17 protein-coding genes are annotated in these 19,654 nt (G+C 40.9%); 11 read left to right on the top strand and 6 right to left on the bottom strand.

The features are described 5' to 3' along the window. Window positions 1-42 precede the first annotated feature (42 nt). Window positions 43-1,713, bottom strand: coding sequence for a sensor domain-containing diguanylate cyclase (locus C9E88_RS16735; RefSeq protein ID WP_106984475.1), 1,671 nt, complete (start codon window positions 1,711-1,713; stop codon window positions 43-45). 630 nt (window positions 1,714-2,343) lie between these two features. Here C9E88_RS16735 and C9E88_RS16740 point away from each other — a divergent pair. The 5 genes from C9E88_RS16740 to C9E88_RS16760 all read left to right on the top strand — a co-directional run bounded on the left by C9E88_RS16740 (window position 2,344) and on the right by C9E88_RS16760 (window position 7,217). After that, complete coding sequence (locus tag C9E88_RS16740; protein WP_106984474.1) at window positions 2,344-3,294, top strand: transporter substrate-binding domain-containing protein; 951 nt, start codon at window positions 2,344-2,346, stop codon at window positions 3,292-3,294. 68 nt (window positions 3,295-3,362) lie between these two features. Further along, complete coding sequence (locus tag C9E88_RS16745; RefSeq protein WP_106984473.1) at window positions 3,363-4,106, top strand: amino acid ABC transporter permease; 744 nt, start codon at window positions 3,363-3,365, stop codon at window positions 4,104-4,106. Then, window positions 4,106-4,789, top strand: coding sequence for an ABC transporter permease subunit (locus C9E88_RS16750; protein ID WP_106984472.1), 684 nt, complete (start codon window positions 4,106-4,108; stop codon window positions 4,787-4,789). The genes C9E88_RS16745 and C9E88_RS16750 overlap by 1 nt, the downstream gene beginning before the upstream one ends. Window positions 4,790-4,803: 14 nt before the next feature. Next, window positions 4,804-5,529: an amino acid ABC transporter ATP-binding protein gene (locus C9E88_RS16755; RefSeq protein WP_171356292.1), complete on the top strand. Its 726-nt coding sequence runs from the start codon at window positions 4,804-4,806 to the stop codon at window positions 5,527-5,529. A 500-nt stretch (window positions 5,530-6,029) separates the two neighbouring features. Then, window positions 6,030-7,217: an ammonium transporter gene (locus C9E88_RS16760; RefSeq protein ID WP_106984470.1), complete on the top strand. Its 1,188-nt coding sequence runs from the start codon at window positions 6,030-6,032 to the stop codon at window positions 7,215-7,217. Window positions 7,218-7,418: 201 nt separating this feature from the next. Here C9E88_RS16760 and C9E88_RS16765 read toward each other — a convergent pair whose 3' ends face one another. After that, window positions 7,419-8,126: an HAD family hydrolase gene (locus C9E88_RS16765; protein ID WP_106984555.1), complete on the bottom strand. Its 708-nt coding sequence runs from the start codon at window positions 8,124-8,126 to the stop codon at window positions 7,419-7,421. Between the two features lie 189 nt (window positions 8,127-8,315). Between C9E88_RS16765 and C9E88_RS16770 the strand changes: the two genes are divergently transcribed. Then, window positions 8,316-9,023, top strand: coding sequence for a phosphatase PAP2 family protein (locus C9E88_RS16770; RefSeq protein WP_106984469.1), 708 nt, complete (start codon window positions 8,316-8,318; stop codon window positions 9,021-9,023). Between the two features lie 429 nt (window positions 9,024-9,452). Here C9E88_RS16770 and C9E88_RS16775 read toward each other — a convergent pair whose 3' ends face one another. From C9E88_RS16775 to C9E88_RS16790, 4 genes are all read right to left on the bottom strand, one after another. Next, window positions 9,453-10,790, bottom strand: a complete 1,338-nt coding sequence (locus C9E88_RS16775) for a sensor histidine kinase (protein ID WP_106984468.1) — start codon at window positions 10,788-10,790, stop codon at window positions 9,453-9,455. Then, window positions 10,791-11,465: a response regulator transcription factor gene (locus tag C9E88_RS16780; protein WP_106984467.1), complete on the bottom strand. Its 675-nt coding sequence runs from the start codon at window positions 11,463-11,465 to the stop codon at window positions 10,791-10,793. A gap of 13 nt (window positions 11,466-11,478) precedes the next feature. Continuing rightward, a complete protein-coding gene (locus C9E88_RS16785) occupies window positions 11,479-13,140 on the bottom strand; it encodes a phosphoethanolamine transferase (protein WP_106984466.1) in 1,662 nt (553 codons plus the stop codon). A gap of 183 nt (window positions 13,141-13,323) precedes the next feature. After that, the gene (locus C9E88_RS16790; RefSeq protein WP_106984465.1) at window positions 13,324-14,577 is read right to left on the bottom strand and encodes an MFS transporter; all 1,254 of its coding nucleotides are present in this window, start codon (window positions 14,575-14,577) and stop codon (window positions 13,324-13,326) included. Window positions 14,578-14,708: 131 nt separating this feature from the next. Between C9E88_RS16790 and C9E88_RS16795 the strand changes: the two genes are divergently transcribed. The 5 genes from C9E88_RS16795 to putP all read left to right on the top strand — a co-directional run bounded on the left by C9E88_RS16795 (window position 14,709) and on the right by putP (window position 19,606). Beyond that, window positions 14,709-15,335 carry a 1-acyl-sn-glycerol-3-phosphate acyltransferase gene (locus C9E88_RS16795; protein WP_106984464.1) on the top strand — a complete coding sequence of 209 codons (627 nt, stop codon included), beginning with the start codon at window positions 14,709-14,711 and terminating at the stop codon, window positions 15,333-15,335. Window positions 15,336-15,418: 83 nt separating this feature from the next. Next, window positions 15,419-16,336: a patatin-like phospholipase family protein gene (locus C9E88_RS16800; protein ID WP_106984463.1), complete on the top strand. Its 918-nt coding sequence runs from the start codon at window positions 15,419-15,421 to the stop codon at window positions 16,334-16,336. Between the two features lie 222 nt (window positions 16,337-16,558). Continuing rightward, entirely contained in the window at window positions 16,559-17,026 is a 468-nt protein-coding gene (locus tag C9E88_RS16805) for an NfeD family protein (RefSeq protein ID WP_106984462.1), read from the top strand. Between the two features lie 15 nt (window positions 17,027-17,041). After that, window positions 17,042-17,896, top strand: a complete 855-nt coding sequence (locus tag C9E88_RS16810; protein WP_106984461.1) for an SPFH domain-containing protein — start codon at window positions 17,042-17,044, stop codon at window positions 17,894-17,896. Between the two features lie 219 nt (window positions 17,897-18,115). Continuing rightward, window positions 18,116-19,606 (top strand): sodium/proline symporter PutP, encoded by a 1,491-nt coding sequence (putP, locus tag C9E88_RS16815; protein ID WP_106984460.1) that lies wholly within the window; start codon window positions 18,116-18,118, stop codon window positions 19,604-19,606. The last annotated feature ends 48 nt before the right edge of the window (window positions 19,607-19,654 follow it).

Below are 19,654 nucleotides of genomic sequence, written 5' to 3' on the forward strand. Positions count from 1 at the left end.
AATGTGCTTTAACGCAAGGCAATGCCCTTGTTTTTTCGCGCACTATGCATCCGATACAACGCGATTACGGCCTTGTTTTTTTGCTTGGTACAAAGCTTGGTCAGCGCGACGGATCGCATCATTACCATCTTGATCCGAAACCAATACAACACTCACACCAATACTGGCAGTAATTGGGTAGTCCTGAATAATATTTTCATTTTCAATACTTTGACGAATTTTTCCAGCCAATAATACTGCACCATCTTGCTCAGTTGCTGGCAATAGCACAATAAACTCTTCGCCCCCAAAGCGTGCCACAAAGTCTGTCGAGCGTACAGCTGTTGCCACTAAGCTGGCTACACTTTGCAGTACATGATCCCCTGTTTCGTGACCAAAGCTATCATTAACCTTTTTAAAGAAATCGACATCCAGCAGCAGCACAGCATAGGCTTGTTGCTGACGCTGAAACTGACCAAACAAATAAGCCTGATAGTCGTTAAATGCCCGACGGTTATACAGACCAGTCAGGCCATCATGATTGGCTAATTTTTCCAATTCCAAATTGGCTTCTTTTAATGCCAGCGTACGCTCTTGCACTTTCTGTTCTAAAGTAGCGTTTGCCTCTTCCAATTGGTGTTTTTGAGTCAGTAGCGTGAAGGTCATGCTATTTAAAGACTGAGACAACCCTTGTATTTCACGAATGCTACTCTGTGCCTCAAAATGTACATCATCTTGACCTTTTTCCACTGCATAAGCACTTTTTGCCAGATTTTCGATCGGGCGACTAAAACGGTTGGCTAAGCGGTAAGTCACCACCAGCATCAGCAAAGTCACAATCAAACCAATCAAGCCAATTTGTTTTTGCATGGCACGTACATCTGCCAATGCTGCAGATACAGGCTGACGCACAATTACATGCCAACCCATGCTCATTTGTGTGTTAGAGACCACAGGTACATCTGTGGTCACATAGTTCTGCCCTTCATGCCAGTCATCAATAAAATAAGGCTGTGCAGAAGTTTTTTGATTGGGGAGCTGAACTTGTCCAATACTCTTATAAGGATACAGAATTTCGCCTTTGCCATTAACAATAAAGACTTCAATCCCTTGCTCAGCAGCATCTTCTGGCAGTGCACTTTGTAGTACTTGGCTAGCCCAACTCCAATCCGCATGTGCTGCAAGCACACCACGAATTTTCTGAGTTTTGACATCATAAATGGGCGTGGCAAAGTCAATAAAACGCATTGGCTCATTCGGGTTAATAGCTTTGAGTTTCTTTGCCAATAAGATCGCTTCATGTACATCGCCCAAATATACGCGTTGTAAGCCTTCCTTAAACCAAGGTCGAGCAGAAACATCTGCCCCTTCAAGCATCTTATTTGCAGCGACTTCTACCACACCATCTACATTGGCAATGCCTAACCACGCATAATATTTATACGAACTTTTAACCTGATCCAACTTCACTTGCAGTTGTTCATTTTTAAAATCTGTGGCCATAAAAAATGGCGATTCGCTCAGTAGCACCATTTCCCGTTCACGTTCTGTCAGCGAATTTGCCAAGGTCGTACTGATGCTTTTGGCAACCAAATTCAAAGTTTGAGCACTGGCTTTGGTCATCTGCGCAGAGGCTTTGTGGCCAATATATAAGGTAATGGATAAACCCAATACAAATGCTAGGCCAGCAAATAAAACCAGCAGGCGGTTGCGGAAAGTATCTACATTCAGCATTCCCTACAGCTCCAGTACTCAAGTGATTGATTTAAGAATAACTATATAACAAAAAAAATTGCAACGTCTGCCCCAAAGCTAACCTTCCATCATTTTTTCTACGCTCATTTCAGCACTCGGCCGAAATGAATCATCTCAATGTGCATGCTTGGGTATATAAGCAAAGCCATAGTGGTTTTTTATTGCTTATACTTTGGTCTATACCCATAAGCAAAAACATGATGCTAAAAAGTATATGCTGAACAAAATACATACAAAATCCAAATTATTTATGCCGTGCTTAATTTAAATAATGCATTGGCAGTAAAACCTGTTTTATCCGTAAAAACACCATAAACACAAGTACTTCAGCAAATAAAGATCACTTTAAAAAGCTAAGAATGGCATATTTTTTGCTCCACCTTTCTCATAAACCTAAATTTGAAATTATGTTAATTCCTAAAGAGTTACCGTTAACAATTCGGTAAAGAATTTTGCTTGAGCAAGCATTCAAATCTCGCTTAAGATGATTTTCAGTATGTTTTTCATACATAAAAGAAAAGCATTTTTGCATAACAAGGAATTTAGGATTTTAAAAGTTCCATCGAAAATGACAGCAAACAATGCAGCACAATAAAAGGAGTTTTGCTCATGACACAAAAACGTACACTGACTGCGCTTTTTTGCGCCAGTTCTCTAATGCTCGGTTTAACTGCTTGTGGTAACAATAAAGCACCATCCGCAGAACAAGGTGCAAGTACAGATTCAGCAGCTTCCTCAAATTCGGGTACGCTGGATAAAATCAAAAAGTCAGGCACCATTGTGCTGGGCTACCGCGACTCATCTATTCCATTTTCTTATATTGCAGACAATCCAAACCAACCCGTAGGTTATGCACATGATCTACAACTCAAAGTGGTTGAAGCGCTAAAAAAACAGCTGAACATGCCAGATTTGAAAGTTCGCTATAACCTTGTGACCAGCCAAAACCGTATTCCATTGGTATCTAACGGTACTGTCGACTTAGAGTGTGGTTCAACCACCAACAATAAAGAACGCCAACAACAGGTCGACTTTTCTGTCGGATTCTTTGAAGTTGGCTCTCGCCTGCTCACCGCTAAAGATTCTGGGGTGAAAGACTTTGCAGACCTAAAAGGCAAAAAACTGGTAACTACAGCGGGTACAACTTCAGAGCGCTATATTCGCCAGCATGAAAAAGAGCTAGGCATTGGCGAAGTAATTTCAGCCAAAGATCATGCTGAATCATTCCTTATGCTACAAAATGGTCGTGCGGCGGCCTTTATGATGGATGATATTTTACTGGCAGGTGAAAAGTCGAAAGCCAAAGATCCAAACAAATGGGAAATTGTGGGTACACCACCAATTCATGAAGTTTATGGTTGTATGCTACGTAAAGGCGATACAAGCTTCAAACAAGTGGTCGATGGCGCAATTAAAGAGGTATATAGCTCTGGTGAAATCAACCAAATGTATAAGAAATGGTTCCTTTCTCCAATTCCACCAAAAAATATTAATTTGAACTTTGAGATGTCTGAACAGCTGAAACAGCTGATTAGCAACCCGCATGACCGTGATGCTTAACCCTTAACCGCCATACATGCCTTTGCGTCAGCCGACTAACTTTGGCTGACGCCGTAAAAGGAGTCACTATGAATTATAGTTGGAATTGGGGCGTATTGTTCCAATCCACGGGCATTGGCGATACCACTTACCTGAACTGGGTCTTCACAGGCTTAGGCTGGCTACTGGTGATTGCTGCTGTCGCGTGGAGCATTGCGATGGTACTGGGTAGCATTTTAGGCATTATGCGCACTCTCCCTAGTCCATTAGCACGTTCAATCGGCACTGCCTATGTCACCATTTTCCGTAATATTCCATTGCTGGTTCAATTGTTTATCTGGTTTTATGTCGTGCCAAACTTCTTACCAGAAGGCATTCGAAACTGGTGGATTAATGACTTAGGTGCCAATACCACAGCACTAATTTCTGCAAGTATTGGGCTTGGCTTATTTACCGCAGCCCGTGTCTGTGAACAAGTACGCACAGGTATTGAAGCGGTGCCCAAAGGCCAGACCAATGCGGGTTATGCCATGGGCTTTAGTACGGCGCAATTATACCGCTACGTGATTTTGCCACAGTCATTTCGTACCATTTTGCCCCCGCTGAGTTCTGAATTGACCAACTGCGTTAAAAATACCTCTGTTGCATCTTTAGTGGGTGTTGCAGAAATTATCTCGCAGATGAAAACCATCAGTGAATACACGCAAAATACGATTGAAATATACACCTACGTTACCATTGCATTTATTTTGATTAATATCTGCCTGATTGGATTTATGAACTTTCTGGAAAAACGCTTGCGTGTTCCAGGTTTAATCGCAGGAGATAAATAATGGAATGGCTCACTGCATTTACACAAGATTTACAACAGTCTTGGCCTGCGCTTTGGCATGGGCTCAGCATTACCTTAAAAGTAGTGGTTAGTGCAGCCATTGGTGGGGTTATCATTGGCACCCTACTTGCACTCATGCGACTGTCTTCCATTAAAGCATTCAATTGGTTTGCTAAAGGCTACGTCAATTTATTCCGCTCCATTCCACTCCTGCTGGTACTTATGTGGTTTTATTTTGCTGTCCCGTTTATTTATACCGGGATCACAGGTAATTACCTCACCATTGATACAGCGCTGGTATCGAGCATTGTGGCCTTCATGCTGTTTGAAGCAGCTTATTTTTCGGAAATTGTCCGTGCTGGCATTCAGTCTATTCCTAAAGGTCAGACATCTGCTGCTTATGCACTGGGCATGACTTACCCGCAAACTATGCGATTGATTATTTTGCCGCAAGCCTTCCGTAAAATGACGCCCCTCCTGTTGCAACAGACCATTATTTTGTTTCAAGACTCCACCATGGTGTATGCCATTGGACTATTAGACTTTTTCCGCACCAACTACGTCCGTGGTGACCTCATGTCGTTACTGACCCAATACATTCTATTCGCTGGCTTGGTGTACTTCACCATCAGCATGCTTGCAACCTATGCAGTGAAAAAATTACAACGGAGGTTAACTGTATGAGTGAACAAAAAGTAATGATTGACCTCCAAAATGTCAGTAAATGGTATAAAGAATTTCAAGTACTAACCGATTGCACCACGCAAATTAAACAAGGTGAAGTGGTGGTGGTCTGTGGCCCTTCAGGTTCTGGCAAATCCACCCTGATTAAAACCGTCAACGGGCTTGAACCTTTTCAGCAAGGTGAAATTTCTGTCGATGGGATTGGTATTCATGACCCCAAAACCGACTTAAGTAAACTACGTAGCCGTGTCGGGATGGTGTTTCAGCATTTTGAGTTGTTTCCACATTTATCCATTACAGAAAACCTCACCATTGCTCAAGTCAAGGTGCTAGGGCGCTCTGAAGAAGAAGCAAAAAAGAAAGGCCTTGCCTATTTAGAGCGTGTTGGCCTGAGTGCACATGCAGAAAAATTTCCAGCACAACTCTCTGGCGGTCAGCAACAACGTGTTGCAATTGCCCGCGCGCTTAGCATGGATCCAATTGCCATGCTCTTTGATGAGCCCACCTCTGCACTCGATCCTGAAATGATTAATGAAGTACTGGATGTGATGGTCGGTTTAGCCAAGGAAGGCATGACCATGATGTGTGTCACGCATGAAATGGGCTTTGCCCGCCAAGTTGCAGACCGCATTATTTTTATGGATCAGGGGAAAATTGTGGAAGATTGCAGTAAAGATGAATTCTTTAATGCACCAAGAGGTGAACGTGCACAGCAATTTTTAAACAAAATTTTGCACTAATTTTAAACATTCCATTCATCTGCAGAGCTTTAACACTCAGCCACGGCAGTCAGATAATTTCTGACTGTCGTGCTATTTTAAACCTCAGACTTTAGAGTGTTTTTTAATGATTACTTAAAAATGAAACACCTGATCATTTCATTAACGCTTCTTTTTAATCTAAGCTCAATTAAAACTTAAACTCAACCTACTGAGATAAAAATTACAGATTTTCTATAGAACTTGCCCTGTGCCAAACATGCACTATTGCAATTCATTTAAATAAAAATACATTAAAATTATATATAAGCCATTCATATTTATTGTATTAATTGGACTTTAAAACCATTTAAAATTGCACCAACATAGTGCATATTGTGTTAATTTGCTTTATATCGAGTCTTGTAAGTTTTTGAAATTTATTAATCAAAATTTCCCTTGCTTGCCCCCCTGTTCCAAAAATACTACCTCGCTATACTGAACTTCTTTTTGTGATATACCGCACTATATTGGAGCACTACATGCAAAATATAGATTTATTATTTCTCCTCCTTGGTGCTGTTTTAGTGCTTGCAATGCATGCAGGCTTTGCTTTTTTAGAACTCGGAACTGTTCGCCATAAAAACCAAGTAAATGCTTTAAGTAAAATTCTCTCTGACTTTGCAATTTCAGCCATTGCATACTTTTTTGTCGGCTATTACATCGCTTATGGTCAGCATTTTTTCCATACTGGAACAACCTTAGCGGCCGATCATGGCTATAACCTTATGCGCTGCTTCTTTCTCCTCACCTTTGCAGCTGCAATTCCAGCGATTGTTTCAGGTGGAATAGCCGAGCGTGCGAAAATGCGCTCTCAAGCCATTGCAACGCTTATTTTAGTGGCCTTGGTCTATCCATTTTTTGAAGGTATTGCATGGAATGGTAATCTGGGTGTTCAAGCATGGTTAGCTCAAAATTTTGGCGCAGGCTTTCATGACTTTGCAGGTTCTGTCGTGGTACATGCAATGGGTGGCTGGATTGCATTTGCTGCCGTTATTTTACTTGGGCCTCGTTATGGTCGTTATAAAAAAGATGGCCGTATCAGTGCACACCCACCATCTTCAATTCCTTTTTTAGCGCTGGGTTCTTGGATTTTAATTGTCGGTTGGTTTGGTTTTAACGTGATGAGTGCTCAACGTTTAGATGCCATTTCAGGTCTCGTTGCGATTAACTCACTCATGGCAATGGTTGGCGGTACATTTGCAGCCCATTTGGTTGGCGACAATGACCCTGGCTTCTTACACAATGGTCCATTGGCAGGTTTGGTGGCGATCTGTGCAGGCTCAGATATAGTTCACCCTGTTGGTGCACTGTTTATTGGTATGGTGGCTGGAGTGATTTTTGTTAAATTATTTACCTACACACAAAACAAACTAAAAATTGACGATGTATTGGGTGTTTGGCCATTACATGGTGTATGCGGTGCCTTTGGTGGTCTTGCTGTCGGTTTATTTGGGCAAAAATGGCTAGGCGGCCTCGGTGGCGTATCCATGCTTTCACAAGTCTTTGGCACAGTCTTTGCTGTTATTATTGCCTTGGCTGGTGGTTTCTGTGTATACGGCGCACTTAAAGCAATTATAGGCATCCGTCTAAGCCAAGAAGAAGAATTCCGCGGTGCCGATCTATCGATTCACCGTATTACCGCAAACTCAGAAGATAATATGTTCTAAGTCAACACAGCTTCGGATAATCATTTAACCTTCAATTGGATAATCCATGACTCTTTAGGATTATCCAATTTTTTTATCTCATCATTGTTCGCATTTTTAACTTTGCAACACAGCGTCGCATGCATCATGCTTATAAAAATAGCTGTGTAAATTGCTATTTAAATCACTATTCCAATGACTGTTTAAAAAGTGTGGGCAATATTAAGCCAAAGATAAGGGCTCTAAATATTGCCAGACTTGTGCCAAGTTTTGAATGCGTCGCTCAGTCGCGACTCTGTTCACATCATCATGAAAGCCTTCTAATAAAACGGCATGCATGCCCGCTTGTTCTGCCCCAAAAACATCATTGATGGGATGATCACCTACAAATAAACATTGCCTTGCATCTAAGCCCAATTGCTCACGGGTGTAGTTAAAAATCTGTATATTTGGTTTTGCTACACCTGCCAATTCTGAGCTCACAATCACATCAAAATACGCTTCAAAGCCAAGGCCTTTTAAAATATTTAAACGGGTTGTATGGCCCCCATTTGACACTACAGCCAATTGAAAGCCTTGCGCTTTAAGTTGACTCAGCAGTTCGTGTGCCCCGGGCATCGCAACAGCATGTGCACCAAAAAAACGGAACCAGCATTGTGTCAATTCATCAAAATCAACTGGCTGGTGCCAAATTAATTGTTGTTGCAGTGCATAGGCCACAGAAGCACCAATACTTGGATGGGTTAAATCTGCAGCAATTGGATAACCGCCCCGATCAATTGAATTGATGATGTGCTTGATCTGTGCCAGATCAGGTGCAATTAAATGATGGGCATAATGCTGCGCTAAAAACTGACTATAGGCCACGACGCTTAAATCACGATGCGTTAAGGTATTGTCTAAGTCAAAGATCACGGCACGAATGGACATGGCAAACTGGCCTACACGAACAAATTGAAATGAATAGGCAATGTAGCACAGACCATTAAAGGCGTTTTGCTGGTTCTGTGCTAAGCATTGCAAGACGTTGACTAAAGATCTGACTAAAATATCCATCTTTAAGTTTTAGTTAAGCTGTTTTTGCCTTAATAGCTCAAAAGGAAAACTATTTAGCTAAGTATGCAAAATCATCCCAAATTCATTCTCTTTCATATTGGAATCTTATTAATTAGTTTCGGTTTACTACAAACTGTGATTCCTGTGGGCGGAGATCTTGATTTAAGCTTGATTCATCCTTGGATTAGTGAGTCTGGACAGTTTTTATTAAGAGACAATTGGTACTTAGCCAAATTAAATCACAAGTACATTAAAGACATTTTAATTGTCGTTTATGTTTTCATATTTTTTGCTTGGATTGCATCGTTTAAAGTTGAACGTTTAAAACCTCGTCGCACAGAACTAGGTTACTTATTTTGGGTCTCTATGCTCTGCACCATTGTAGTGAGCATCTTAAAGTCTCAATCCAGTCATGCCTGCCCTTGGTCCATGACCATTCCAGATACAGATGGTTTCTTTTGGGACTTTTCTGCAATGTCTGGTCATTGCTTCCCCGGTGGTCATGCCTCACTCGGTTTTTCATTTATAACGGGGTATTTCCTTTATCATATTTCACAGCCTAAACGTGCTTATTTTTATTTGCTTGCAGGGCTCGTTTTAGGCCTTAGCATGGGCTGGGCGCAAATGATGCGTGGTGCACACTTCATGAGTCATAACTTATGGACTTTATGGATCTGCTATTGTACCAATATGCTGTGTTACGTCATTTTCTATCTATGCAAAAAGCAATCCGTGTTCTTAGAACCTCATAACACGCAATTGGTGCTTTAATCGTAATCTAAGCTTAAATCATCAATCTGTGATTTAATTTTTACAGTTCTACACATGCCAGTACGAACATCCCTGCTCTTTTACACAATACTTCAGACTAAAAATGCCTTAGGACATCAACATTTGTCATCTATTAGCGTTTACTCAATATCCTACATCTATTCGTTTTTTCTCATATTTGACATGGCTAATTTATGAATAAGATATACGGCTCATTCAATATCCTTGTATTTAACTTTGTCCAATTTGTTGAAATACACTTTATCGCTTACATTGAATACAGACCCAGTTTATACAGCGCAACAAAAAAGCCCATGCAATATTGCATAGGCTTTTGTAAATGTTTCATTTAAACAAGATGAATCATTAAATAGTACATACTCAAACAAAAAGAACACCGCACAGATTCAAGCGCGGTGAAGTTAATTTTTATGCTTTTGGCGATAGTGGCAATTCAATGCTGACCTTCAACCCGCCCAAGCTTTCACTTGTACCAAAGCTCAGTTGTCCATTAATCCGTTGTACAGCTTTATCTACAATGGATAGCCCTAAACCACTACCCACCTCTTGATGATGATGCACGCGATAAAAGCGCTTTAAAATATGTTCATGTAATTGAGGGTCAATACCAGGTCCGCTGTCCTCTACCACAATCATGGCATGATCGTCTTTTGGATAGACCGAAACATTAATCACGCCATTATTGGGCGTATATTTAATGGCATTATCAATCAGGTTATAAATAATGGAATGCACAGCAGACTCTTGGCTATGCAGTTTCAATGCTTCACTCTGCTCCATACCTAAGTCTAAATTTTTTTGCATCGCCAAGTGAATAAGTTGCTCTACACAATTGACTGCTGTCGTTGAAACATCAAAATCCTGTAAACGTTCAAGGTCTTCAATAGAGGCATCTTGTTTGGCTAAATTTAATAACTGCGTCACTAAATGCTGAATACGAACTAATCCTAAGTTTAAGCGTTGTAAATCCGCATGTTCTGGAAACTCTTGTAATAACACCTGCATTTGTAAACTCAATGCAGTAATCGGAGTGCGTAGCTCATGCGCCGCATCTGCAATAAACTGGCGTTGCTCTTGCTGAGACAAACTAATACGCTCGAACAGATGGTTCATTTCTTCAATGGTTGGAATAATTTCAACAGGATAATCTCTTGCCAAAATAGGCTGTAAATCTTTGGAGTTACGCTGTGCCAGTTCTGCTTTAAAGTCATCTAAAGGCTGTAAAATGCGGCTAATCATCCAACTCAAGCCCCAAATCACAAAAGGCATGAGCACCAAATACGGAATCAGCATACTGCCGGCCAATTCTAAAGCGAGATCTTGGCGCACCGATTGTTGCTGACTGACCTGAATTTGATAGTCTTTTTGAGGCAAAACATAGGTATACCAAACATCATCGGCATTCTTGTGACGATAAAAACCTGCCTTCGGTACCGAATGCACCAAAATATCACTATGTTTTTGATTTTGTATGCGATCTTTATAAGACCACACATCAACAAATAGATCTTGCTCAGCATAACGCTGTGTTGGCTCAAAATCATTTCTGGTTGGTTCTAATCCATGCCGAACCACACGCTCCGCCAAATTCTTCATTTGTTGATCTAGAATTTCATTGGTTTCTTCCAAAGAAATTTTATAAGCCGACATCATCAACACACAGCCTACAATAAGACTGAAAAAAGACATGTACAGAATCAGTTTAGTCTTTAGTGAATTTGCAAAACTGTGTGTGCTGAACGTCATTTAAAGTTGTCCTAAGCGATAACCCAAACCACGAATGGTACGAATAAAATCTTTGCCCAATTTATTTCTTAAGTGGTGTACATATACTTCAATGGTATTACTGCTGATTTCACTATCAAAATCATACAGTTTGTCCTCTAAATTGGTTTTAGAAAAAATCTTATTCGGATGTGTCACCAGTGGAATTAAAATGGCCCACTCACGATTTGACAGATCAATATACTGACCTTTGTATTTAGCCAAATGCTGTTCGACATCGAGCACCAACTCACCATAGGTTAAAATGTGTTGCTGATTGGCCTGTTGCTCTTTTCCACTACGGCGTAGCAATGCATGAATACGGGCAATCAGTTCATCAAACTCATAAGGTTTAATTAAATAATCATCTGCCCCCTGATTTAAACCATCAACACGTTGTTGTAATTGATCACGTGCAGAAATAATCAGGACTGGTAAATTCGGCTGAATTTGACGAATCTGCTTAAGCACTTGCATACCATCCATCAAAGGCAAACCTAAATCTAGCAATACAGCATCAAATTCACTTTGCTGTAAGAGTTTTAAACCATCAATTCCGTTATTTACCCACTCTACTTCAAACCCCTGATACTTCAATAAAGTCTGAGTAGACTCAGCAATCATAAAGTCGTCTTCAATGATTAAAATTTTTGTCATGGCATCAACTCACTTAAGCAGCAGGCTTACAATTTTGTAGCATATCATTTTTTGCATCAATCACTTGAGTTTGTACACCCAATATACTCAAGAGACTTGGGAATAAATTATCTTGACTCAACACTTTGGATTTTTGTTGGCTTAAACAGCTTACATTGGCCGCTTGATGGGCTTTCCATTCTGCTGAAAACCACATAATCATCGGAACATGCGTCTGTTGTGATGGAGCCATCGCATACGGTGCACCATGTAAGTACATCCCATATTCACCAGTTGATTCACCATGATCCGATAAATACCAGAAACCTGTTTGATACTTGCTATTGGCTTTTAATGACTGAATCACTTCACTCAAGATATGATCTGTATAAACAATACTATTATCATAACTATTGATTAAAGCGTCTTGTGTACAACCCTGAATGGCATTGGTATCGCAAGTGGGTTTAAATTTTTGAAATTCTGGCGTTGCACGGGCGTAGTATGCAGGTCCATGGCTACCGACTTGGTGTAATACTATCAAGCGTGGTGTTTGATCATCCGCTGGAATTTTTTCGATATATTGATTCAACGCATCTACTAAAATTTGGTCATAGCATTCACCTTCTGGTGTACACCATTTTTTCTTCAATTCTGGCGAAATCTCAACTTGCTCAACACGGGTACACGTCCCTTTACAACCTGAGTTGTTATCAATCCATGTCACTTTATATCCAGCACGCTGTGCAATATCCAATAAGCCTTCACGGTGGTTTGCTAAGTTTTCATCATAGTCACTACGAGGCATACCAGAGAACATACACGGTACCGAAACTGCAGTTGCCGTACCACATGAGCTTACCTGACTAAAGTTTATTACGTCTAATTTAGACAGCTCAGGGTTGGTATTTTTTGCATAACCGTTTAAAGAAAAACTCTCAGCACGTGCTGTTTCGCCCACCACCAATACCATTAGTTTTGGCTTTTTGCCTTGCGCAGTTTTCTCTACCAAATGCGCATCTTCACCATATTTCACCAAAGGCAAATTTTCTTTTGGCGCTTGATGATGAAAATATGAAAAACCTGCAGCGATGGCATTTTGTGGCGAGATCATGCCTTTTAAATCGCGGTGTTGACGGAAAATCGCAGCATAATCTACATAGAATACAAAAAGCATTGCTGCCAGCACTGCAAAGGATGCAATAAGATGCACGCCTTTTTTGATCAATACTTTAGATTTGGTTTCAACTTTAAGTGGAATACAGGCCGCAACCAACATTGGTAAGGCCACCATAAAAAGGCTCCAGAACAACAAGCGTATAGACATTAAGCCTTTCACTTCTTGTGGATCCGTCTGCATGGCATTTTGAATCTGATCTGGCGAAATCACAACACCCAAACTGCACACAAAGTAAGCACTAAAACCACCAATAAATAGTAAAATTAATGCAACTACCTTTGCAGTCCAACGCCACTGCAAAAGTTGCAATAAGATGTTATACAGTGCTGTCACCACCAATACAGATGCGATCAAAAATAGCCACGACTTCATCCCTTGATACGGCGTAAGTTGATGCAATTTTTGATAAAACCCAATATTGAGGGCGAAGGCCAACCAAACACTCACTAATAAGTTAAAGCGTGAAACTGGCATTGTCGTGAATGTTTGCCATTTTCTTTTCAGTGATTCAAACATGCAAAATTTCTTCAAATATTTTACGAATGAAGCTAAATTAATCGCGCAAACTTAATCGATACTTAACAAGCTTAATTTATTCTTAAATCCATTATTTAAATTATGTTTTCAATAAGTTAAAAATAATTATCATTCAAACAACTGCTTTTCAAACTACAGTTTTAACGCTGAATTCAGCTCAGTTTAAGCAATATTTTTTTGACTTTCTTTATGCCAAATTAACATCGGAATAATACTCAATAATGCAACAACACAAATCATGCTTAAATACAGTGCATACCCCAATTGATCTGCAATGATGCCACTGACAATATATAAACCACCGCTGACCGTCGCCATGACACTCACCTGAAAAGTAAAATCGGTTCCCGCCATACGTTTACGACTATATTGCATCACTAAAGTCAGCATGACCACCAACAACATCGATGCAAGCATGTCTTCTACAGCATTAATGGTATAAATGAGCCACGGATGAACCAGCACCTGATTTTGGTACTGCCACGCCAGCCATGCATAAGCGCCCAAGCTGAAAACCTTGAGCACGGAAAACAGCCATAAAGCTTGAAAGCGCCCGATATATTTCAGCAGTAAGCCTGCCAATCCAGCCCCCAATAATGCAGCCAACGCCCCCAGCATGGTGATATAAATGCCAATTTGGCTATAGCTTAAGCCCAAATCCACCATCAGTGGTTTTAGCAAGGGCCCCGCCAAGCCATCCGCAATTTTAAAACTCAGTAGCACCATCAACCACCACCACATGTGTGGCTGACCTACAAAATAAGTTAAATAATCACGTACAGACTGCCAGTGAAAAGCTTGCTGAGTGGATGGTGTGGTAACCTGACGTACAGGCTCTTTATAAAAAAGAATAGGTAAACTATTGAAAAAAACCAATACAGCCAAGGCTAAAAAGGTGCTTTGCCAATTTAACCAATCTAAAGCCCATAGTATGGCTCCCCCCCCTATAATAAAGCCCAAACGCGACCCAACCACTTGAAACATGTTGCCCCAATATTGTTGTTCTGATTTGAGTAAACTCACGGCCAAGCCATCTGTTGCAACATCTTGCGTAGCACCCACCATATTCATACTCAGAAGAGCAACAAATAGTGCCATGAGATATAAAGGCTGATCCAAGGCCTGTATAGGCATAAAAGACAGTAGGATTAAAATTGCAATGCTCATGCCCTGCAAGGGCAAAATCCATGAGCGATAATGCCCATGTTTATGATGTCCAATTCGATCAATCCAAGGTGCCCAAAATACTTTAATTGACCAAGGCAACATTAATAGACCAAAACCACCAATATGTGCCAAAGACACACCCTGCGCACGTAAAATCACAGGCAATGCATGCGTCATAAAACCGACAGGTAAACCTTGCGCCCAATATAGAGAAAATAACAACACATAAATGTTCCGCATTTGCAGCATTGCATTTCCCCATTATTCAATTGGTTAAGCTAACTCTTTTATATGCAATTGAACTGCTCATTTTTGCCAATGCAGTTCTTATTTACAGCGCCTATATTAACCTTATCGCCAAGTAAAAGTGCATGACTTCTATGACACAAGACTTTCCTCATTTACCTAATTCTGTGCCCTCACGTGGCACTGCATGGAGTCAATCTGTCTTTAAGCGTTTATTTTTGGCACAAGGCTGGCGCTTTACTGGAGAATTCCCAAACTTCCCCAAAGCCATGGCCATTGTTTCTCCACATACGTCAAATCTTGATGCATGGTATGCCTTTCTCGCTTTACTTGGCTTAGGCATTCGAGTCACAGTGTTTGGTAAAAATACTTTATTTAAGACCCCTCTGAAGCCTATTTTAGATTGGATTGGTGTAATTCCAGTAGAACGCCAACACGCCAGTGGGCTAACTCAACAAATTGTTGAGATCATCCAAGCACAAGAAAAAATTTGGATTGCCATGGCACCCGAAGGCACAAGAAAGCGTGCTGAAAAAATTCGTAGTGGCTTTTATTACATCGCACATGAAGCCCAGATCCCTATTGTGATGTTTGCATTCGATTATGAAAACAAAGCCATCCGATGCTTAAGCGCCTATCACACAACAGGCAATTTCGAACAGGATTTAGCTGAAATTCTACAGTGCTATGAAGGCCATTTTTCACCTAAAAACCCCGACTGGCTAGCCAAGCCGTTACAAAAGCACTGGAAAAAGCCCTAGCAAATTGTTGTATTTTTTGATGAGATATCATACAGCTCAATACTGATGCGACTTTGCTAAACTTTTCTTGATTGTTCCAGATAATGAAACTACTAAAATATTCTTTGCTGAGCGTTTTAGCGCTCAGTTTTGCTGGCTGTGACAAAGCCACACAAACACCCGTTCAAACAACACCCCTCAAAGCACGTGAACCCGTTATTGCTGTTGCTTTAGGTGGCGGTGGTGCAAAAGGTTTTGCACATATTGGGGTACTCAAAGTACTTGAATCTCATGGCATTAAACCCAAAATTGTAACCGGTACCAGTGCAGGTAGCTTCGTAGGCAGCCTGTATGCCAGTGGTAAAAGCCCCTATCAATTACAACAAATTGCACTTGGTTTTAAAGAGTCTGATATTCGAGACTTAACGCTCAACCGCCAAGGCTTTTTATTGGGACAAAAGCTACAAGACTACGTAAACAAAAATGTAGCCAATAAACCGATTGAACAGTTTCCCATTCGCTTTGCTGCCGTTGCTACACGTTTAGATACAGGCCGTAAAGCGGAGTTTATTAAAGGCAATGCAGGTCAAGCAGTGCGTGCCTCATGTAGTATTCCCAATGTATTTGTACCCGCACTCATTAGTGGGCAAAAATATGTTGATGGTGGTTTAGTCAGTCCAATTCCAGTAAAAACAGCTCAAAATATGGGTGCAGACATCGTCATTGCTGTGGATATTTCAGCGCGCCCTGATGGCACGAAAGCCATGAATATGTTTGGCGTACTGGATCAAACCATTAATATTATGGGACAGCAAAGTATTAATGAAGAGCTTCAACAGGCCAACATTGTGATTCAGCCTAAAGTGGGCCACATTGGGACTTTAGATCTAAAAGCCAGTAATGAAACGATCTTGGAAGGCGAAAAAGCCACTCAATTAAAAATCCGAGCGATTCAAAAATTAGTGAGCGACTTTAAAGCATCTCCTGCTGCCTTTAAGCCTGTACCAGTGGCCAAAATCTAAGCACAAGCCCCATATACCATAGCACTGATTCAACCGATTTAGCGCTATGGTATGCTACTCTTATAAATATAAAACATAATAAATAGCTTACCCAAAATCGAGCAGTTGGCTTTTCTGTGCAAAAATACAAAAATAAATTTTATTTATACTCAAAAACTTTTGCATCTGCTACATTGATATCAATACACACCCACGATCTTTGACAACGACACGAGTAGCGGTATGGAATTTATTTTAGAACCTTGGCACTGGTTTGTTTTAGGCTTTCTACTGATCATTTCAGAATTAATCCTTCCAGCTTTCGCCGCCCTCTGGTTTGGTATTGGCGCAATCATGGTGGGTATTTTATATTTTCTGTTTCCAATGTTGAGCACAACAACTCAACTCGTGACTTGGATCATTCTCTCCATTCTTTGCACCATTGCATGGTTTAAATTCATTAAACCACTTTCAAAAGACAAAACCAAAGCCGGCCTTTCTCGTGAAGCAACCGTCGGTCAAGTTGGTATGGTCATTCAAACCAACCTAGAATTAGGACAAATCAAAGTTCGCTTTCCGATTCCCGTATTGGGCAATGCTGAATGGATATGCCGATCTCGCTCTGATGTACAAGTGGGTGACCGCGTGCGTGTCATTGACATTATGGGGAATGATTTGATCGTGCAAGCACATAGTTATAACGACAACTAACAAGAGAGTATTTGAATGAGCGGAGCTACTATTGTTGTTTTAGCCTTTTTGGCCTTTGTTGCCATTACGATTTTTAAAGGTGTCCGTATTGTCCCTCAAGGCTATAAATGGATCGTACAGCGTTTAGGTAAATACCATACCGTACTTGAACCTGGCCTTAACTTTGTCATTCCCTACATTGATGAAGTGGCTTATAAAGTCACCACCAAAGACATCGTATTAGATATTCCTTCTCAAGAAGTCATTACCCGAGACAACGCCGTATTGGTCATGAATGCCGTGGCTTATATTAATATTACAACACCAGTAAATGCGGTGTATGGTATTGAAAACTACTCTTGGGCAATCCAAAACCTCGTACAAACATCATTGCGTTCAATTGTTGGCGAAATGGATTTAGACGATGCCCTGTCTTCACGTGATCATATTAAAGCACGCCTAAAAGCCAGTATCTCTGATGACATCGCTGATTGGGGTATTACCCTTAAAACAGTTGAAATTCAAGATATTAAACCATCACACACCATGCAAGCTGCGATGGAAGAACAAGCAGCTGCCGAACGTCAACGTCGTGCGACAGTAACCAAAGCCGATGGTGAAAAACAAGCTGCTATTTTAGAAGCAGATGGTCGTTTAGAAGCATCACGCCGTGACGCAGAAGCGCAAGTTGTCTTGGCACAAGCATCGCAAAAAGCAATTGAATTGGTCACTTCAGCGGTAGGCGAAAAAGAAATTCCAGTGGCTTATTTATTGGGTGAACAATACGTTAAAGCAATGCAAGATATGGCAAAATCCAATAATGCCAAAACCGTTGTTTTACCTGCGGACGTCATGAGTACCATTCGTGGCATCATGGGTCGCGGCCAATAAAACTTTGAATATTTTTAATCCAATAGACAGCTTTCATGCTGTCTATTTTTATTTCTGACTATAAATTTCTGTATGTTTCGTTAATTTATGGTTAAATTTCACATTATTTTTGAAATTATTTATATGGGTTCATCACAAGCAACAGCTTTTTGACTTGTGAAATTACCTATTGTTATTTCATCCTCCCAAGCACTACGCAACTCAAAAAACGGATATCGTATGAGCTCCCTCGACCCCACCTTAATCACGTTTCTTTTTTATATTGTCGCCATGATTGCGATTGGCCTGATGGCTTATCGTGCGACCAGCAACTTCTCAGATTATATTTTAGGTGGCCGTCGTTTAGGCAGTTTTGTCACAGCGCTATCTGCGGGTGCATCAGACATGAGTGGTTGGTTACTCATGGGCCTACCCGGCGCTATCTATCTTTCTGGCCTATCTGAAATGTGGATTGCCATTGGCCTCATTATTGGTGCTTGGCTGAATTGGCTTTTAGTGGCTGGTCGCTTGCGTGTGCATACAGAAGTTCAACACAATGCCCTCACCTTGCCAGATTACTTCTCTAATCGCTTTAATGACCAAAAGAAGATTTTGCGCATTGTTTCGGCCTTTATCATTTTAATTTTCTTCGCTATTTACTGTGCTTCAGGCATGGTGGCAGGTGCTCGATTATTTGAAAGCATGTTTGGTATTTCTTATAGCACGGCCTTATGGATTAGCGCTGTTGCAACCATCAGTTATGTATTTATTGGTGGTTTCCTTGCGGTGAGCTGGACCGACACCATTCAAGCGGGGCTGATGATTTTTGCCCTCTTGCTCACGCCATTGGTTGTAATTTTATCATTCTCAGACTTGAGCCAAATTAGTATTGCACTGGATGCTGCACACCCACATGCAACAGATGTCTTGGGTAATTTAAGTTTTGTTGCCATTATTTCATTATTGGCTTGGGGCTTAGGCTATTTTGGTCAACCGCATATTCTTGTCCGTTTCATGGCTACCGACTCTGTAAAATCGATTCCAAATGCACGCCGTATCGGCATGACTTGGATGATTTTATGCCTAGGTGGTGCTGTTGCAGCAGGTTTCTTTGGTATTGCTTATTTCCAACAGCATCCTGAATTGGCTGCGGTGGTCAATGCCAACCCTGAAACAGTATTTATGGAACTCACTAAAATTCTGTTTAACCCTTGGGTTGCTGGTATTGTATTGGCAGCCATTTTAGCCGCTGTGATGAGTACTTTAAGTTGCCAGCTTTTAGTATGTTCAAGTACTTTAACTGAAGACTTTTATAAAGCCTTCCTGCGCAAAAATGCTTCTCAAAAAGAACTGGTTTGGGTAGGTCGCTTGATGGTACTGGCAATTGCCCTATTGGCTATTTATATGGCAGGTAATCCTGAATCTAAAGTCTTAGGTTTAGTTGCATACGCTTGGGCAGGTTTTGGTGCAGCTTTCGGCCCGCTAATTATTTTGTCACTGTTCTGGAAACGCATGACCTTAAATGGCGCGCTTGCAGGCATGGTTGTGGGTGCTGTCATGGTCATTGTATGGAAAAATGTATGGGGTGATACAGGCCTATACGAAATTGTTCCAGGCTTCATTTGTTCATTAATCGCAATTGTTGTGGTGAGCTTAATGGGCAAAGCTCCATCTAAAGATGTCACAGATCGTTTTGAACAAGCCGATCAGCTTTATAAAGACAGCGTATAAATACAGTCTTGAAGTAGTGCAATAAAAAAGAGGACGCCATGTCCTCTT

The organism is Acinetobacter cumulans, assembly GCF_003024525.3.
Classification (GTDB): Bacteria; Pseudomonadota; Gammaproteobacteria; order Pseudomonadales; family Moraxellaceae; genus Acinetobacter; species Acinetobacter cumulans.